The sequence below is a fragment of the Bradyrhizobium sp. USDA 4541 genome (assembly GCF_024171085.1).
Classification (GTDB): domain Bacteria; phylum Pseudomonadota; class Alphaproteobacteria; order Rhizobiales; family Xanthobacteraceae; genus Bradyrhizobium; species Bradyrhizobium australafricanum.
The window spans coordinates 3,864,966-3,881,602 of sequence record NZ_JALJZF010000001.1 but is presented as its reverse complement, the minus strand read 5'-3'; the positions used below and the strand labels follow the sequence as shown (position 1 = coordinate 3,881,602).

General features: G+C 65.9%; 13 protein-coding genes. 7 read left to right on the top strand and 6 right to left on the bottom strand.

Annotated features, from left to right (window positions below; genetic code table 11):
• Positions 1 to 7: 7 nt before the first annotated feature.
• Both J2R80_RS18165 and J2R80_RS18160 read right to left on the bottom strand, forming a co-directional pair.
• Positions 8 to 697, bottom strand: coding sequence for a methyltransferase domain-containing protein (locus tag J2R80_RS18165; protein ID WP_057014960.1), 690 nt, complete (start codon positions 695 to 697; stop codon positions 8 to 10).
• 33 nt (positions 698 to 730) lie between these two features.
• Positions 731 to 1,786, bottom strand: a complete 1,056-nt coding sequence (locus J2R80_RS18160) for a glycosyltransferase family 1 protein (protein WP_168857513.1) — start codon at positions 1,784 to 1,786, stop codon at positions 731 to 733.
• A gap of 138 nt (positions 1,787 to 1,924) precedes the next feature.
• On the opposite strand from J2R80_RS18160, the gene J2R80_RS18155 reads away from it, so the two are divergent.
• Together J2R80_RS18155 and J2R80_RS18150 are read left to right on the top strand one after the other, a co-directional pair.
• Positions 1,925 to 3,307 carry a TAXI family TRAP transporter solute-binding subunit gene (locus J2R80_RS18155; protein ID WP_253639059.1) on the top strand — a complete coding sequence of 461 codons (1,383 nt, stop codon included), beginning with the start codon at positions 1,925 to 1,927 and terminating at the stop codon, positions 3,305 to 3,307.
• Positions 3,308 to 3,424: 117 nt separating this feature from the next.
• Positions 3,425 to 4,207, top strand: a complete 783-nt coding sequence (locus tag J2R80_RS18150; RefSeq protein WP_076824231.1) for a sulfite exporter TauE/SafE family protein — start codon at positions 3,425 to 3,427, stop codon at positions 4,205 to 4,207.
• 23 nt (positions 4,208 to 4,230) lie between these two features.
• Here J2R80_RS18150 and J2R80_RS18145 read toward each other — a convergent pair whose 3' ends face one another.
• Positions 4,231 to 5,451: an acyltransferase gene (locus tag J2R80_RS18145; RefSeq protein ID WP_253589609.1), complete on the bottom strand. Its 1,221-nt coding sequence runs from the start codon at positions 5,449 to 5,451 to the stop codon at positions 4,231 to 4,233.
• 253 nt (positions 5,452 to 5,704) lie between these two features.
• On the opposite strand from J2R80_RS18145, the gene J2R80_RS18140 reads away from it, so the two are divergent.
• From J2R80_RS18140 to J2R80_RS18130, 3 genes are all read left to right on the top strand, one after another.
• Positions 5,705 to 6,394 carry a L,D-transpeptidase gene (locus J2R80_RS18140; protein WP_253639058.1) on the top strand — a complete coding sequence of 230 codons (690 nt, stop codon included), beginning with the start codon at positions 5,705 to 5,707 and terminating at the stop codon, positions 6,392 to 6,394.
• 190 nt (positions 6,395 to 6,584) lie between these two features.
• Positions 6,585 to 8,153: a DUF4403 family protein gene (locus J2R80_RS18135; RefSeq protein WP_253639057.1), complete on the top strand. Its 1,569-nt coding sequence runs from the start codon at positions 6,585 to 6,587 to the stop codon at positions 8,151 to 8,153.
• Between the two features lie 274 nt (positions 8,154 to 8,427).
• A complete protein-coding gene (locus J2R80_RS18130) occupies positions 8,428 to 9,642 on the top strand; it encodes an ABC transporter substrate-binding protein (RefSeq protein ID WP_253639056.1) in 1,215 nt (404 codons plus the stop codon).
• Positions 9,643 to 9,761: 119 nt separating this feature from the next.
• Here J2R80_RS18130 and J2R80_RS18125 read toward each other — a convergent pair whose 3' ends face one another.
• The 3 genes from J2R80_RS18125 to J2R80_RS18115 all read right to left on the bottom strand — a co-directional run bounded on the left by J2R80_RS18125 (position 9,762) and on the right by J2R80_RS18115 (position 14,254).
• Positions 9,762 to 12,830 (bottom strand): glycoside hydrolase family 38 C-terminal domain-containing protein, encoded by a 3,069-nt coding sequence (locus J2R80_RS18125; protein WP_253639055.1) that lies wholly within the window; start codon positions 12,828 to 12,830, stop codon positions 9,762 to 9,764.
• Between the two features lie 181 nt (positions 12,831 to 13,011).
• Entirely contained in the window at positions 13,012 to 13,539 is a 528-nt protein-coding gene (locus J2R80_RS18120) for a PRC-barrel domain-containing protein (protein ID WP_253639054.1), read from the bottom strand.
• A gap of 337 nt (positions 13,540 to 13,876) precedes the next feature.
• Complete coding sequence (locus tag J2R80_RS18115; protein ID WP_028344225.1) at positions 13,877 to 14,254, bottom strand: PRC-barrel domain-containing protein; 378 nt, start codon at positions 14,252 to 14,254, stop codon at positions 13,877 to 13,879.
• 274 nt (positions 14,255 to 14,528) lie between these two features.
• Here J2R80_RS18115 and J2R80_RS18110 point away from each other — a divergent pair, with 274 nt between their 5' ends.
• Entirely contained in the window at positions 14,529 to 15,266 is a 738-nt protein-coding gene (locus J2R80_RS18110; RefSeq protein ID WP_018273044.1) for a response regulator, read from the top strand.
• 2 nt (positions 15,267 to 15,268) lie between these two features.
• A complete protein-coding gene (locus tag J2R80_RS18105; RefSeq protein WP_253639053.1) occupies positions 15,269 to 16,624 on the top strand; it encodes an ATP-binding protein in 1,356 nt (451 codons plus the stop codon).
• The last annotated feature ends 13 nt before the right edge of the window (positions 16,625 to 16,637 follow it).

Below are 16,637 nucleotides of genomic sequence, written 5' to 3'. Positions count from 1 at the left end.
GGCCGCCTCAGGCGGCTTTGGCGACATCCGCCTTGCGGAAGCGGACCAGCGAGAAGTGGCCGAGCGGCGGAATCAGGCGGCGCTCCGCGAGCTCCATGCCGCGCGCGCCCGCGAGCCATTTGGTGTAGCGCGACCAGGCGAATTCGGCGGTCCGGAACCCGAGCGGGCGCACCACCGGCTGCAGCTTCTGCTCGATGAAGCGGCGCACGCCGGCATCGGCGCTGACGCGGGTCAGGATGATCAGTTCGCCGCCCGGACGCACCACGCGGGCGAACTCGTCGAGCGCGGCTTCCGGGTTCGGCACCGCCGACAGCACGTACTGCGCCATCACCACGTCGAACGAATTGTCGGGGAATTCGAGCTTTTCGGCGTCCATCACCGCGAGGCCCTCGACATTCTTCAGGCCCCGCTCCGCGACCCGCTTCTTGGCCTTCTCCAGCATCGCTTCCGAGATGTCGGTGCCGAAGATGCGGACGTTCGGGCTATAGAGCGGCAGCGAGATGCCGGTGCCGACGCCGACCTCGAGCACCCGGCCGCCGATCTTGTTGGTGGCCTGGATCGCGGCCTGCCGGCCCTTGCTGAACACACCGCCAAACACGAGGTCGTAGATCGGCGCCCAGCGGTCATAGGCCTGCTCGACCGTCTCGCGGTCGAAGTCCATGGAACGGTCGGCACCCAGCTTGATGATTTCAGCCATAGATCGTCTCTCGTCTCTCGTTCGATTGAGGTGTTAATTCGGAACCGCACTGCGGCCGGCAACGCGGCGGGCAGGCCGCGGCGCACGGCTCGGCTGCAGCGTGGCCAGATTGCCGATGAACTGACGCGCACTGTTTTCCCAGGAACGCTCCAACGCAAAATTGCGGCAGTCGGCGCGCGACATCGTCAGCGCGCGCAGGCAGGCGCTGCGCAGATCGTTGTCGATCGCGCCGATCGGATGGTTGGCGATGACGTCCTTCGGGCCGGTGACCGGGAATGCCGCGACCGGCGTGCCGCAGGCCAGCGCTTCGAGCTGCACGACGCCGAAGGTGTCGGTCAGGCTCGGGAACACGAAGACGTCGGCGGCGGCGAGGTGCGAGGTCAAATCATGCCCCTTCTTCTCGCCGAGGAAAATCGCGTCGGGATATTTCTGTTCCAATGCCGCCCTTTGCGGGCCATCGCCGACCACGACCTTGGAGCCCGGCAGGTCCAGCGACAGGAAGGCGTCGAGGTTCTTCTCGACCGCGACGCGGCCCATGGTCATGAAGATCGGCCGCGGCAGATCGAGCACCGCCGGCTGGTCCGGATTGAAGATTCTGGTGTCGACGCCGCGGGTCCAGAAGCCGAGCCTGCGGAAGCCGCGCTCGGCGAGCTCGCTGCGCAGCGAGTCGGTCGCGACCATCGTCATCGACCCGGCGGCGTGGAAGTGGCGCAGCACCGCATAGCCGACGCTGTCGGGAATGCCGGTGCGAACCGAAACATATTCCGGGAAGCGCGTTGTATAGGATGTGGTGAAGGCGAGCTTGTTGCGCTGGCAATAGCCGCGCACCGCCCAGCCGATCGGCCCTTCGGTCGCGATGTGGATCGCCTCGGGCGCGGCCTCCTCGATCCGGCGCGCGATCTCGCGGCGGTTCGGCAGCGCCACGCGCAGGCCAGGATAGGTCGGCACGCCGACCGAGCGGAAACCGTCGGGAGTGAGGAATTCGATCTCGGCGCCGAGCCCGGCTGCGCTGCGCGCAAGCGACGTCAGCGTCCGGACCACGCCGTTGACTTGCGGATGCCAGGCATCGGTCGCAACGAGTATGCGCATTGCAGGAGATCCAAATCGTTAATCTTGATTCTGCTCGCACGACGTTCTGACATGGATGTTTCAAACGTATGACGTCATCGAAATGTTAGGTTGTTTTTCACGGCAAACGGCCGGTTTTTCGTGTAACGTGACAGCCAGATGTCAGAGCAGAGTGAAAATCCCGGCGCCAAGCGCCGCAGGCTCAGGCGGCGAAACTCGTCGCTGCTGATCCTTGCGGCCGGCATGCTTGTGTTCGGCCTCGCCGCCGGCGCGCTGTATTACGCGCTGCGTCCGGTGACGCTCGCGATCGCGGTCGGCCCGACCGGCAGCGAGGACGTCAAGCTGATCCAGGGCTTCGCCCAGGTCTTTACGCACGACGGCAGCTCGGTGCGGCTGAAGCCGGTCACGACGCAGGGCTCCGCCGAGAGCATCGCACTGTTCACGGCGAACAAGGTCGACCTCGCGGTGGTGCGCGGCGACCTCGATCTGCCCGCGAGCGCCGAGTCGGTTGCGATCCTGCGCAAGAATGTCGTCGTGCTGTGGGCGCCCTCGGGCGCCAAAGGCAAGCGGCGGTCCGCGAAGATCAAGAGCATCGACGATCTCGCCGGCCACAAGGTTGGCGTGGTCGGCAGCACCCAGGCCAACGTCACGCTGCTGCGCGTGATCCTGACCGAGTCCGGCGTCAACCCCGACAAGGTCGCGGTCAGCCAGTTCGCCGTCAACAAGATCGCCGACCTCGCGCGCGACCCCTCGCTCGATGCCTACATGACCGTCGGCCCGCTCGACAGCAAGATAACGACGGAAGCGATTACGGCGACGGCGGCGGCGCGCGGCGAGCCGGTCTTCCTCCCGGTCGATGTCTCGGAGGCAATCGCGCAGAAGCATCCGCGCTATGAGTCCGAGGAGATCGCCGGCAGCATTTTCTCCTCGTCGCCGGCGCGGCCCGAGGACAAGGTCGAGACCGTCAGCGTCAATCACCTCATCATCGCGCAGCATGCGCTGAGCGAGGCGACCGTCGGCGCGCTCGACCGGCAGCTGTTCACGCTGCGCCTCCAGGTCGCGCGCGATCTGCCGGCGGCGGCAAAGATCGAGAAGCCCGACACCGACAAGGACGCCGCGCTGCCGGCGCATCAGGGCGCGGCCGCCTATATCGACGGCACCGAGCGCACCTTCCTCGAAAAATACTCCGACTACATCTGGGGCGGCATCCTGCTGCTCTCCGGCCTCGGCTCGGCCGGCGCCTGGCTGCGCCACTACGTGAAGCGCGACGAGCGCGAGCACTACATCACCCATCGCGACAATCTGCTGACCCTGATCTCGCAGGTGCGCGGCGCCGAGACGCCGGAACAGCTCGCCGCCATGCAGGGCGACGCGGATGCCCTGTTGCGCGAGGCGCTCGACTGCTACGACGACGGCGCGATCGAGGAAGGCGATCTCTCGGTGATCGGGCTGACGCTCGAGCAATTCCATCACGCCGTCTCCGACCGCCGCGCCGTGATCAACGGCGACAAGCCGGGCCTGCCGCGGATGCGCGCCGGCTAGGCCGCGTGCACGCCGAATTGCACCGAGAGCAATGTGCACCGAGAGCAATGTTTGGATTGCGCATGCAGGCGCGCGTGGCCATGTTGAGTACATGACCACAACGCTTCGCACGACACCATGATCACGTCCATCGTCGCTGACCTGCCCGGACCTTTCGTGCTCGCGGTTGCCTTCGCCGGCGTCTTCCTGATCGCCTTCATGAAGGGCGCGTTCGGCGGCGGTTTTGCCATCGTCGGCATCCCGCTGCTGTCGCTGGCGATGGACCCGATCGCGGCGGGCGCGCTGCTGGCACCATTGTTCGTCGTCATGGACGTCACCGCGCTGCGGTTCTGGCGCCCGAGCACGTGGTCGCGCATCGACCTCGCGATGCTGCTGCCGGCGCTCGTCGTCGGCATCGGCCTCGGCTATTTCGTGCTGCGCGATCTCGACCGGCATGCCGTCGAGATCGTGATGGGCGTGGTGACGCTGGTGTTCGCCGCGCTGTGGCTTCTCGGCGGCGGCGAGATCAAGCCGCGTCCGCGCTCGACGTTCAAGGCGACGTTCGCCGGCCTGTCCTCCGGCGTCACCACGATGGTGGCCCATTCGGGCGGGCCGCCGCTTGCGATCTATCTGCTGCCGCTCGGCATGCCGAAGGCGCTCTACGCCGGCACCACCAGCCTGTTCTTCACGGTCGGCAACCTCTTGAAGGCCGGCCCGTGGCTCGTGCTCGCCACGCCGTCGCGCAGCCTGTGGATGCTGATGGCGCTTTGCGTGCCGGCGGTGCCGGTCGGCGTCTGGGCCGGATGGCGGCTGCACGAACGTCTCGACCAGCGCGCGCTGTACCGCGCCTGCTACGCCATTCTGGTCATCACCGCGGCCAAGCTGCTGTGGGACGGATCGGCCGGATATCTCAGCTCCTGAACGGCGAAGGTGCTGGCTCCTCGTCAGGAGGAGTGCCTGCTGCGGACGGCGCTCGCGGCAACGGCAAGAGGCGCAATGTCCTGGCGCGGCGCGGCCGCGTCGTCCGGCGCAAGGCGCTCGCGCGCCACGAAGGAGAAGCGGCTGCGCAGCTTCAGGATCGGCTTCTCGATCCAGTGCCAGGAGAACGCGGCGAACAGCGTGATCAGCAGCAGCGCAATCGCGAACTGAACGATCACGGGCGCGTGCGGCAGCCATACCCGCACCACCTGCTGCACCGGAAAGCCGTAGAGATAGATGCCGTAGGAATAGTCGCCGCGCGAAATCAGCGGCAGCCGCGGCAGCTTCGAAACGCCGAGATAGGCGGTGATATAGACCAGCGCCGGGGCGATCAGCAGATTGAGCACCGGCTGGCTCATCCAGTCCGCCGGACCGAGCAGCGCGGCGCCCGCGCAGAGCGCGCAGCACGCGGCGAGAAGCCATCCGTTGTAGGGAATGCGGTCACGATAGAGATAGATCGCGATGCCGAGCATGAACGCGACCGGCAGCTTCGCGCCGCGTCCGAGGAACGGCGCCGTGCTGAAGATCCTGTCATGCAGCGTGCCGGCGACCCCGGCGGGCAGTTGCGAGGGTTGCGCGCCATGCCCGGCGAGTACGAGCGCAAGGCCGATGCCGACCAGCACGAGCGCACCGAGCACGATGAGCGGCGGCTTGCGCAACAGGCCGAACAGGATGAACACCGTCATCAGCGCGTAGCAGCCATATTCGAACGGCACCGTCCACAGCGAGCTGTTGACCTCCGGCGCGGGATTTCCGCTGAACACGCCGGGCAGGACGTAGTTCACGAGGCCGATGATGTTGGTGAAGTATTTGTAGGTGCCGAAATTGGCGAAATAGTCCGACAGCGGCAGCGCGGTGAAGATCGGCCCGAGGATCAGTGCCGACAGCACGATCTCGACCGCAAGCGCCGGAATGATCCGCATGCCGCGATTGGTGAGAAATTCCTTTAGGGAGAGCCGCAGGCCGCTCGCCGCGATCAGAAAGCCGCTCAGCGCGAAAAACATCACGAGAATGGCGTAGTGCGGAAACCAGGCGATCCACGCCTGCTCGCCGTCGCCACTGCCGCTCGCGACATAGGGCGCGTGGGCGGCGACGACGGAAATCGCCAGTGCGATACGGAGAAAATCGAACCCGGGGCCGAAGCCCTTCTGCCGATCCAGCATGCTGCCGATCGTGTGCCCCAGCATCATTTCCACTCCATTCCGAAACAATGCGCTGGGACAGCAAGCACCGTGCCAGGAAGACTGTCTTGCGGCGGGACACCCCCTTCCCGGCAACCCGGCCTTAACCGTGCGACGAAACACGCACGAAACAATTCCCTAACGGCACGAAACCATTTTGGCGATTTCGTGCAAACGTCCTGAAACGCCTCACCTGTACTGCTTTGACCCAACGACGCGCCGGAACTGGCGCGCAGGGCGCAAACAACAGGGGTCGACAATGTTCAATTCCATCAAGCTGAACTCACGTCTCGCTGCCGCCGCCTTCGGTGCGCTGGCGATTGGCGCCGTCGCTTTTTCGAATTCCGCCGCGGCCGCTCCGCTGCCGATGTTCCCCTTCATCCTGACGCCGCCGACCGAGGCCGTGCAGCCGCCGGTGCAGTCGATGCCGCAGACGCAGGAGGAAGACCGTTCGGTTGAGTTGCCCGCCCGCCTGCGCCGCCAGGTCGTCGCCTATCCGACGCGCGAGGCGCCCGGCACCATCATCATCGACACCCCGCACACCTATCTCTATCTCGTGCTCGGCAACGGCCAGGCCATGCGCTACGGCATCGGTATCGGCCGCGACGGCTTCACCTGGTCGGGCACCCAGACCATCACCAAGAAGGCGGAGTGGCCGGATTGGACGCCCCCGCCGGAAATGATCGCCCGCCAACCCTATCTGCCGCGCCACATGGCCGGCGGCCCCGGCAACCCGCTCGGCGCCCGCGCCATGTATCTCGGCGGCACCATCTACCGCATCCACGGCACCAACGCGCCGGAGACGATCGGCACCCGCGTGTCCTCCGGTTGCCTGCGCCTGACCAATGCAGATGTCTCCGACCTCTATTCGCGGGTCAGCGTCGGCACCAAGGTGATCGTGCTGCCGATGACCGACCGCCGCGCCGATCTCGGCTCGGCCGTCCGCTAAGCCCCTCCCCTCCAAGGCGTCCTTAACAAAGGCGTCCTCGACCACGGCTCCGGCATTCTCATGCCGGGGCCGTTGTCGCGTTCATCAACCTTAACGCCTTCCGCCCCTGAAGCAGCTTGATCCCGCCACACTGGCGCCCTCGTCGGGGGGCCTGTACAAGCCGTCAAGTTGATTTTCATCCGGGGGAATGATGCGTCTACCGATGCATCCAAGGACGATAGCGCTCGGGACCGCGGTGGTGCTGGTCTCGTTCGTGATCAGCCTCAAGGCAATGGACTGGCTCGCGCCGAGCGTCACCGTGCAGAAGCCGAAGCTCGCAGAGCTGCCGCCGCTGCCGCAGGCGCCGCGTTCCTCGACGATCGTGGCGCAGGTCTCGGTCGCGCTGTCGGCGATCCGCGACGCCGCCGAACGCGGCGCGCCGAAGACGTTCGGCGGCAAGGCCGACAACCCGGTCCAGCAAATCCTGCAAAATGCCGACATCGGCTGGACCGCATCGCGCGGGCCGATCGCGGCCACCGGCGCGCAGGACGTGCTGACGCTGACCACCCCGATCAACGGCACGCTCAAGGTCACCGGCGCGTTGTCCGCCAAGGCAACCGGCGCGGTCAACGACGCGCTCGGCAGCCTGCTCGGCGGCAATGTCGCCAAGCAGATCGGCGCCGTGAACATCAAGAACATCAACGCCAACGCCGAGATCAAGGGCAACGTCACCCTCACCGCGCGGCCGAAGCTCGGCGCGTCCTGGCGGATCGAGCCGAACCTGCAGGCACAGGTCAATCTCGGCGACACCAGCCTGTCGACGGCCGGCGTCCGCATCAGCGTGCCGGCCCAGGTCAAGCCTGTCATCGACAAGGCGGTCGCCGACCAGATTTCCGTGGTCGAGGCCCGATTGCACAACGACCCGGTGTTCCAGAACAACGCCCGCACGCAATGGACCAAGGCCTGCCGCTCGATCCCGCTGCAAGGCACCGGCGGCACCACCTCGATGCCGCCGATGTGGCTCGAACTGCGACCGACCCGCGCGATCGCCGCGCAGCCGAAGGTCGATGCGTCCTCGCTGATCCTGACGATGGGGATCGAGGCCGAAACGCGGATCACGGAGGCGCAGACCACCCCGAACTGCCCGTTCCCCGAAAAACTCTCGATCGTGCCGCCGATGCCGAGCCAGGTCGCGATCGGCCTGCCGGTCGACCTGTCCTTCACCACGCTGAGCCAGCTGGTCGAGGCGCAGCTCAAGGGCAAGACCTTCCCCGAGGACGGCTCCGGTCCGGTCGACGTGACCGTCAAGAGCGCGAGCATCGCCGCCTCCGGCGGCCGGCTTCTGATCTCGCTCCTGGTGCACGCCAAGGAGAAGGCCAGCTGGTTCGGGCTGGGCGCCGAGGCGACCGTGCACATCTGGGGCCGGCCGCGGCTCGACCAGCCGTCGCAGACGCTGCGGCTGACCGACGTCGAGCTGGCGGTGGAATCCGAGGCCGCGTTCGGCCTGCTCGGCGCCGCCGCACGCGCGGCGATCCCGCACATGCAGCAGACCCTTAACGACCGGCTGGTGGTCGACCTGAAGCCATTCGCGACCAACGCGCAGCGCAAGGTCGCCGCCGCCATCGCCGACCTGCAGAAGAACGAGGAGGGCATCCGCGTCGACGCCGAGGTCAACAGCATCCGGCTGGCCGGGATCGACTTCGATTCCAAGACGTTGCGGGTGATCGTGGAAACCGACGGCACCATCAAGGCCGCCGTCACCGCGTTACCGGCGCTGTAGGACACTGCCCGAGCGGATTGCTCTCTTACCTCGCCCCGCTTGCGGGGAGAGGTCGGATTGCGAAGCAATCCGGGTGAGGGGGTACAGGTCTCACGACAATCGCCACCCGTGGATAAGGCCCCTCACCCCAACCCTCTCCCCGCGAAGAGCGGGGGAGAGGGGGAACACTTGCCGCGCGCATGCTCAAAAAGTCGTCTTTGCGACAGCTTGTCGCAGCGGCTAGAACGCCCCGGTGGAAGCAACCCTCAACGAAAAAGTCAGGGAGAAAAACACGATGAAAACACTCTTGGCCGCAGCGGCGGCCGGCCTCGCGCTCGCGGTCTCAGCGACCGCGGCGAACGCCCAGATCTCCGACGACGTCGTCAAGATCGGCGTGCTCACCGACATGTCGAGCCTCTATGCGGACGCCACCGGCAAGGGCTCGGTCGCCGCCGTCGAGATGGCGGTCGCCGATTACGGCGGCAAGGTGAAAGGCAAGCCGGTGCAGGTGATCGCAGCCGATCACCAGAACAAGCCCGACGTCGGCGTCAACATCGCACGCAACTGGTACGACAACGACAAGGTCGACGCGATCCTCGACGTGCCGACCTCGTCGGTCGCTTTGCCGATCTCGGCGCTGACGCGCGAAAAGAACAGAATCCACATCAATTCCGGCGGCGGCTCCTCCGATATCACCGGCACCGCCTGCTCGCCCAACACGGTGCACTGGACTTACGACACCTACGCGCTCTCGAACGTCGCCGGCAAGGCGATGGTCAAGCGCGGCGAGGACACCTGGTTCTTCGTCACCGCCGACTACGCCTTCGGCATGGCGCTGGAGCGCGATGCCGCCAATGTCGTCAAGGAGAGCGGCGGCAAGGTGCTGGGCGACGTGCGTCATCCGCTCAACTCGTCGGACTTCTCGTCCTTCCTGCTGCAGGCGCAGGCCTCCAAGGCCAAGGTCGTGGCGCTGGCGAATGCCGGCGGCGACACCACCAACGCGCTGAAGCAGGCTTCCGAGTTCGGCCTGACCCAGGGCGGCCAGAAGATGATCGCGCTGCTGCAGGAGATCACCGACACGCATTCGCTCGGCATCAAGGCGACCCAGGGCCTGATCGTCACCGACGCCTTCTACTGGGACATGAACGACGAGACCCGCGCCTTCTCGAAGCGCTTCAACGAGAAGGTCGGCCATATGCCGACCATGATCCAGGCCGGCCTCTATTCGGCGACCATGCATTACCTGAAGGCGATCGAGGCCATCGGCACCGACGAGGCGCCGCAGGTGATGGCCCAGATGCGCGCCACGCCGGTCAACGACTTCTTCGCCAAGAACGGCCATATCCGGATCGACGGCCGCATGGTGCACGACATGTATCTGTTCGAGGTCAAGAAGCCCGAGGAATCCAAGGGCGAGTGGGACCTCTACAAGCTGATCGCCACCGTGCCCGGCGACGAGGCGTTCCGCCCGCTCGACAAGGGCGGCTGTCCGCTGGTGAAGTCGAACTGACGGCCACGCCACACCGGATCGCATCCAGCGATGCGATCCGGTCTCTCCGCGCATCGCAGACGGAATTCCGCGGCTGCCATGCCGTACCCCGCAAGCCGGAGCGAAAGTCACTGCAGGCATTACGCCTGGAAGACCCGCAGCGTTGCGATCTGGAATGGACGCAGCGCCAGGCGGCATCCCCGATCCTCGGTCGGCAAGGCCTCGATGCGGTCTTCCAGGGTGTTGCTGATCCACACCGACGCGATGTCGACGCCGAAATCGAGCGCCGCGGCGGTGCGAATGCCGGCGCTCTCGTAAAGCCGCACCACCCAGCCGTCTCCATCCTCGGCGGGCTTGATCGTATCGACGATCACGTTGGCCGGAGACGCGGTCAGGAACGATCGTCGCAACAGCGCGCCAGGGCGCCCTTTGGTCCACAGCACCGGACGCTCGAACCGCAAGGCGCGCCCGACCGTGTCCGCGCTGCGCCAGTCGCCGTGGTGGGGATAGATCGCATAGCGCATCCGGTGCCGCCCGATATCGGCCTGCGGATCAGGCAATTCGGAGCCGCGCAGCAGCGTCAGCGCGAGCTGGTTGCCGAACGCCGAATAGCCGTGACGGCAGTCGCTGAACAGCGACACGCCGAAATCCGGCTCGGCGAGATCGGCCCAGCGATGCCCGGGCACCTCGTACTTGGCCGCATCGGCATCCGCGTTGGCATGGGTCGGCCGCTCGGTTGCGCCGAACATGGTTTCATAGGTTGCCCTCGATGCACGGCAGGCGATGGGGAACATGACCTTCAGCGCCGTCTTGCGCTCCTGCCAATCGACCGTGGTTTCGAATTCGAGATGATCGGCGCCGGCATCGAGGCGGATCACCTGCGCGAGCCGGCTCGCGCGTCCGAGCCCGCGCTCGAAACGGACTTCGCCGCGCAGTCCGCCATCCGACAGCACGGCGCAGCTCACATCTCCTGTCACCTCGCGCGCGGTCTCCAGCGCGAACGGATCGATATCCCATGCCTCGAAATCGAGCGGCCGGTCATCGAGCAGCAGCAGCCGGGCTGCCGGTGATGCGAAGGTCTCGCGGCCGGTCGCAACATGCAGCAGCGACCGAACGAGCCCGCTGCGATCAATGCGCGCTTCGAGCCGCGCGTTCGACAGCACGAAGCCGTCCAGATCGGCGGCGACCACAACGCGATCGTCGGTCGTCGTCGTTTCACCCGCCGCAAACGGCGCGGCGGCGATGTGACGAAGCTCGCCGTCGGGGTCGGACGCGACTTCGGCGCGCGCGCAGCCCAGCGTGTTGACGGGCGTCCAATTGCCGTCTTCGGGATCGCACAGTGTCGCCAGCACGGCTTGCGTGCGACGCCCGGCCTCCTCCGCCACGCCGGCGAGTTCGACCTCCGCACGTTCATAGACCTCGCGGATGCTGCTGCCGGGAATGATGTCGTGGAACTGGTTGACCAGCAACGTGCGCCATAGCGCTTCGATCTCCTGTGCGGATGGTGCCGGTTGCCGGCAGGCGGCCGCGACAGTGGTCACGAATTCGAGTGCCTGAAGGCCGGCCTCGCAAGCGCGGTTGAGGCGCTTGGTCTCGGCCTGCGTGGTGTAGGTGCCACGATGATATTCGAGATAGAGCTCGCCTTCGATCGTTGCCAGATCCGGCGCTGATATCGCCAGGCGGTCGAAGAACTCGTCGACGGAGCGAATCTGGATTCGCGGCAGCCCCTGCAAGTCCCTTGCGCGCAGCAACGTCTCGAGCATCGTCTCGTCGGCACCGCCGCCGCCGTCGCCATAGCCGAACAGATAGAGTGCGTCGGACGAACGGTCGGCGTCCTTGTAATTGGCGGCGTGATAGCGGAGCTCCGCGACCTGCGCCGATCCGTTGTAGGTGTCCGCCGGGGGGAAATGTGCCAGCACCGTGCTGCCGTCCAGTCCGCGCCAATGGAAGCTGTGATGCGGCGGTGAGGTGAACTTGTTCCACGACAGCTTCTGGGTCAGGAAGCGCGACATCCCCGCGGACTGCATCAGCTGCGGCAGCTGGGCGTCGTAGCCGAACACGTCGGGATTCCAGAACACGCTGGAGCGCGCGCCGAACGTTTGCTCGAAATAGCGCTGACCATAGAGGAACTGACGGCAGATCGACTCGCCCCACGGCAGATTGCAGTCCGGCTCGATCCAGCTGCCGCCGACCGGAATCCATTGGCCGGCGGCGGCCTTGGCGCGAATTCGGGCGAACAGGTCAGGGTCATTCTGCTCGATGACGGCATACTGATAGGCCTGCGAACAGGCGAACTTGAAATCGGGATAGCGCTCCATCAGCGCCACCGCCGTGGAGAAGCTGCGTTGCGCCTTGCGCCGGGTTTCCGCCAGCGGCCACAGCCATGCCGTGTCGAGATGGGCGTGGCCGATCGCCGACACCTCGTGGGCGATGCTGCCATTTCGTGCCGCGAGCAGGCCATCGAGGATCGCCCGCGCCGCCGGCCAGGTCGCGCGATCGTCGGGATCGGCGATGTTGCAGATGCGGTTGAGATCGTGCAGCAGGCGCCCCGCCCAGGTCCGATCCAGCGCCGGCTGCGCCGTCTCTCCGACAGCGCCGTATGACCTCGACTTTGTCGTGGGATCGCGGTCAACCTCGAGCTGGCGCAGCACCTCGTAGTCGAAATAGAATGCCGTGGCCTCGGAATCGAAGCAGCGCAGCTCGCAGGCGACCAGCGCGTAGGCCTGCGGATCGCTCCAGAACGCACCGAACAGGCCGTTGCAGGCCACCTCCACATGGAAGCTGATCGTCTCCCCGCCGCTCGCCGACTGAACGAGCGGCGCGGTGTGGCGGCCGGGATTGAGACCCTGCGAGGAACGTCCGTTGAGCCAAAGCAGCGCTTCCGAGCGGCTGTCCCAATACAGATCCACGCGCGAGCCGGCCCAGGCCTGCGGCACCTCGGCCACGACCTGCACCCAATAAGTCGCCCATAGCGGTCCCAGCGTCTCGCCCAACGGGACCGGCCGATAATCGAGCTTGAGCGCGTCCTCGAGGCTGATCCGCTCGGTGGGACCGGCAAGCGCGAGCGAAGTGACCGGCACACGGTCGGCATGAACCTTCTGTTGCAGCCGCTCCGCAAAGCCTTGCAACCGGCGCCGCGTGTATTGCGGGTAGCGGCCGCGAATCCGGGCTACCGCGGGATTGCCGCCATCGCGGTCCCTGTCATTCATCAGGTTCTTCAGCCATTTGACGAATGATCACGTGAGGGTTGATGATGATTGCAACGCGCTGTCCGAATTGGATCGCCTGACCTACTCCCTACACTCTTCCCAAATTTTATTCATCCGGCCAACAAAAAAGCGCGCCCGGCAGCAACCGGACGCGCTCTTCTCTTGCAGGTGACGCGATGCGTTAGTCAGTCGAATACTTGAATTCCGGCATCGCCTTCAGCTCATCCTTGCTCGCATTGAACACGGCATGATCCGGATACCAGGGATTCGGCTTCGACGTCGCCGCCGCAGGGGCCGCGCCCGTGGTGGTCGTCTTGCTGGTGCTGCCGGCGCCGGTGTTCGAGGCGCCGGTATAGGCGATCGGCTCGTTCACGAACTTCACCTTGTCGATCGGGACCGCGACCAAGTGCTCGCCGACGCCAAGGAAGCCGCCGACGCCGATCACGACCGCCTTGATTGTACCGCCCTTCTCCATCAGCAGATCATTGATCGAGCCGACGCTTTCATTGGCGTCGTTGTACACGCTAAGGCCGACGACCTTCGACGCGCGCCAGTTGCCCTTGAACGAATCCGGCGACGTGGCTGACGTGGCTGACGTCGACGCCGCAGGAGACATCTTGTCGCCCTTATCGGTTGGCGTCTGCGCAACGGCGACGGTTGCAAGCAGCGCGGTGCCGGCGAGGCCGGCGATGATGGATTTGACCAACATTGATGGCTCTCCTCTCGCAAAATCGATGCTGGGAAAACCCGTCATCTTCGCAACCGTTCCTAACGGACCTGCGCTCAAAAGCCGCTTAAATGCCGAGGAACGGGGGTGAGGACCTTTCAGCGCACGGAAACGCTGCGCCGCTTGACGAAAGGTATCGTGATCTCTCAAGTGAGCTTGCGGTTGAGCCTCACGACTGCGCCGGACGCGCAGTCCATGATGTGACGATGTTTGGCTCACTAAGTCGTCCCGGCGAACCGCGCTGCACAAACCGCGCGCTCGCCCCGGCGACCGCATCATCGATCGACGAGCGTCGTCATGCGCGCATGTTGCCGCGCGATCAGAAGCCGCCCCAATAGGGCGGCACGCCGTAGAAGCGATGCAGCTCGACTTCCTGCGAGCGATCGCCCCAATCGAAATCCTTGTCGGCACGGAACGACGGCGCGCGCTTCAGCTCCTCGTCCTCGATGTCGAGCTCATAGGCCTCGAACTTCGGGTTGTAGTGCAGCCGGCCCCAGGGCAGCGGGATCAAATTGGTTCCAATGCCCAGGAAGCCGCCGAAGCTCAACACCGCGTACGATACCTTGCCCGAGATCTTGTCGATCATCAGCCGCTCGATATGGCCGATCATATCGCCATTGGCCCGGCGCACCGCCGTCCCCTCGACCCGGTCGCTTGCAATGAGCTGATGCGGCCTGGTCTCGACCTCGACAGCCATCTCACCCTCCTTGACCCGAAAGAGAAATAACGCGTCGCCGGGGTAACGGGTTCCGCCCCCGGATATGACAGTCGCCCTTCCCCTTCTCCGGCCGCCATAACGACCAGGGGCCAGAGGGTTCTGCCCGCATTTCAGGGCATCAGGATTGATGACAGAACGATAACTTTTCTGCCTGCGGCCGACCTGTTAACCCGGATAGCCGGGCAAGATTTCAGACACATACTGAAACAAAATTCCTGAGCCGCTTTCCCCGAATCACGGACAAAAGATCGGTATGACCCAGGCTGCGCCCAATATCCTTGTCGTCGAGGACGACCGCGAGACGCGGTCCCTTATCGCAAAATATCTCCGTACCAATTCTTGTCATGTCACGACCGCCTCCGACGGCCGCGAGATGGCCAAGGCGATGACCGATCATCGGGTGGATCTCCTGGTGCTCGACGTCATGCTGCCCGGCGAGGACGGCCTCAGCCTGTGCCGCAAGGTGCGGGCGGAATCGCAGACGCCGATCATCATGCTGACCGCGCGCGGCGAGGACGTCGACCGCATCCTCGGCCTCGAGATGGGCGCCGACGATTACCTGGCAAAGCCGTTCAACCCGCGCGAGCTGCTGGCGCGGATCAACGCGGTGCTGCGCCGGCAGGCCGCCGCGCGCAACGCCAGCGCGATCGAGGGCGCGACCACGCTGACCTTCCTCGGCTGGCGTATCGACATCCGCCTGCGCGAGCTGCGCAACCCCGAAGGCGCGCGCGTCGCCATGACCAGCGCCGAGTTCGACCTGCTGCGCACCTTCTGCGAACGGCCCGGCCGCGTGCTGTCGCGCGACAGCCTGCTCGACCTGACCCAGGGCCGCAGCGCCGGCTCGTTCGAACGTTCGATCGACGTGCTGGTCAGCCGCATCCGCCGCAAGATCGAGCCCGATCCGCAGGAAGCCACCATGATCAAGACAGTGCGTTCCGGCGGCTATGTGTTCACGCCGAGGGTGGAGGCGGTTGCCGCCACGAACAATTGACCATGAAGCTGCTGCGCGTGCTGAGTCTGCGGGGGATCGGCGCCCAGATGGCGGCGCTGGTCGTCGTTTCGATCGTCGCGCTGCACTTGATCATCACCGCCACCTTCCTGATCCATCGCCCTGATCGGGTGGAGCCGTCGGACCGCTGGCACACCCAGCTCGCCGCCGCCGCGCAGCTGCTCGGGCATGCCCCGGCGTCGGAGCGGCCGCGGCTCCTGGCCGACGTCGCCCGTGCCTTCCCGCAACTTGCGATCGGCGACCTGCCTTCCGATGCCGGCGCGCTTACCGAAACCGACACGCCGAGCCTGCACGCGTTGCGCCGGCTCGGCGCCGGCTATCGCATCTTCCTGCTGCCGCGCGAGGCTGGCGGCACGCCGCATGACGGCGAAATTCGCCGCGTCGCGATCCGCCTGCCCGACGGCGCCATGTTCGCCGCCAACCTGACGCCGGATCAGCACATGCGGCCGTTCTGGGGTGGACCGTGGATGATGACGGTGCTGTTCGCCGTCATCAGCGTCACCCTGCTCGGCCTGTGGGCGGCATGGGCGCTGACCGCGCCGCTGTCGTCCTTCGTCAAGGCCGCCGAGACCTTCAGCCTGAACGGCGCCGCCGCGCCGCTGCCCGAGCGCGGTCCGGAGGAGATTCGTTCGCTGGCCCGGGCGCTGAACCGGATGCGCGAGCGCATCACCGCATTGATCGACGATCGTACCAAGATGCTGGCCGCGATCAGCCATGACCTGCGCACGCCGATCACGCGGATGCGGCTGCGCGCCGAATTCATCGAGGACGAGACCCACCGCCACCGCATGCTGCGCGACCTCGACCAGATGCGCTCGATGCTGGAATCGGTGCTGTCGTTCCTGCGCAACGACCGCAAGCTCGAGGAGATGACGCTGGTCGACATCGCGAGCACGCTGCACCTCGTCACCGATCAGTTCGCCGACATGGGACACAAGGTCAGTTACGCGGGCCCGCAGCACGCGATGGCGACCGCGCGGCCGGCCGACCTGCATCGCTGCATCACCAATCTGGTGGAGAATGCCGTGCGGTTCGGCGGCGAAGTTGCCGTCCGCCTCGACGTCAAGCCGGACCGCCTCGTCGTCGACATCGAGGATGACGGGCCCGGCATCTCGGATGCGCACAAGGCGAGCGTGCTGGAGCCGTTCGTGCGCGGCGACCAGGCGCGCAACATGGATGAGGCCGAAGGCTTCGGCCTTGGTCTGTCGATCGCCAATGCCATCGTGCTCGCGCATGCCGGCACGCTGTCGCTGCACGATCGCAAGCCGCACGGGCTCGTGGTCCGGATCGAATTGCCGGCGCGGCAACAGCAATTGCAGCGGCAGAAATCCGCGGCCTGATCAGGCGAAGCTG

What these genes read in the sequence shown, in the direction of transcription:
- J2R80_RS18165 (WP_057014960.1), bottom strand. Translation starts at nt 697, where the DNA reads ATGGCTGAAATCATCAAGCTGGGTGCCGACCGTTCCATGGACTTCGAC.
- J2R80_RS18115 (WP_028344225.1), bottom strand. Translation starts at nt 14,254, where the DNA reads ATGGCTGTCGAGGTCGAGACCAGGCCGCATCAGCTCATTGCAAGCGAC.
- J2R80_RS18140 (WP_253639058.1), top strand. Translation starts at nt 5,705, where the DNA reads ATGTTCAATTCCATCAAGCTGAACTCACGTCTCGCTGCCGCCGCCTTC.
- J2R80_RS18150 (WP_076824231.1), top strand. Translation starts at nt 3,425, where the DNA reads ATGATCACGTCCATCGTCGCTGACCTGCCCGGACCTTTCGTGCTCGCG.
- J2R80_RS18135 (WP_253639057.1), top strand. Translation starts at nt 6,585, where the DNA reads ATGCGTCTACCGATGCATCCAAGGACGATAGCGCTCGGGACCGCGGTG.
- J2R80_RS18105 (WP_253639053.1), top strand. Translation starts at nt 15,269, where the DNA reads ATGAAGCTGCTGCGCGTGCTGAGTCTGCGGGGGATCGGCGCCCAGATG.
- J2R80_RS18120 (WP_253639054.1), bottom strand. Translation starts at nt 13,539, where the DNA reads ATGTTGGTCAAATCCATCATCGCCGGCCTCGCCGGCACCGCGCTGCTT.
- J2R80_RS18145 (WP_253589609.1), bottom strand. Translation starts at nt 5,451, where the DNA reads ATGCTGGGGCACACGATCGGCAGCATGCTGGATCGGCAGAAGGGCTTC.
- J2R80_RS18110 (WP_018273044.1), top strand. Translation starts at nt 14,529, where the DNA reads ATGACCCAGGCTGCGCCCAATATCCTTGTCGTCGAGGACGACCGCGAG.
- J2R80_RS18130 (WP_253639056.1), top strand. Translation starts at nt 8,428, where the DNA reads ATGAAAACACTCTTGGCCGCAGCGGCGGCCGGCCTCGCGCTCGCGGTC.
- J2R80_RS18160 (WP_168857513.1), bottom strand. Translation starts at nt 1,786, where the DNA reads ATGCGCATACTCGTTGCGACCGATGCCTGGCATCCGCAAGTCAACGGC.
- J2R80_RS18125 (WP_253639055.1), bottom strand. Translation starts at nt 12,830, where the DNA reads ATGAATGACAGGGACCGCGATGGCGGCAATCCCGCGGTAGCCCGGATT.
- J2R80_RS18155 (WP_253639059.1), top strand. Translation starts at nt 1,925, where the DNA reads ATGTCAGAGCAGAGTGAAAATCCCGGCGCCAAGCGCCGCAGGCTCAGG.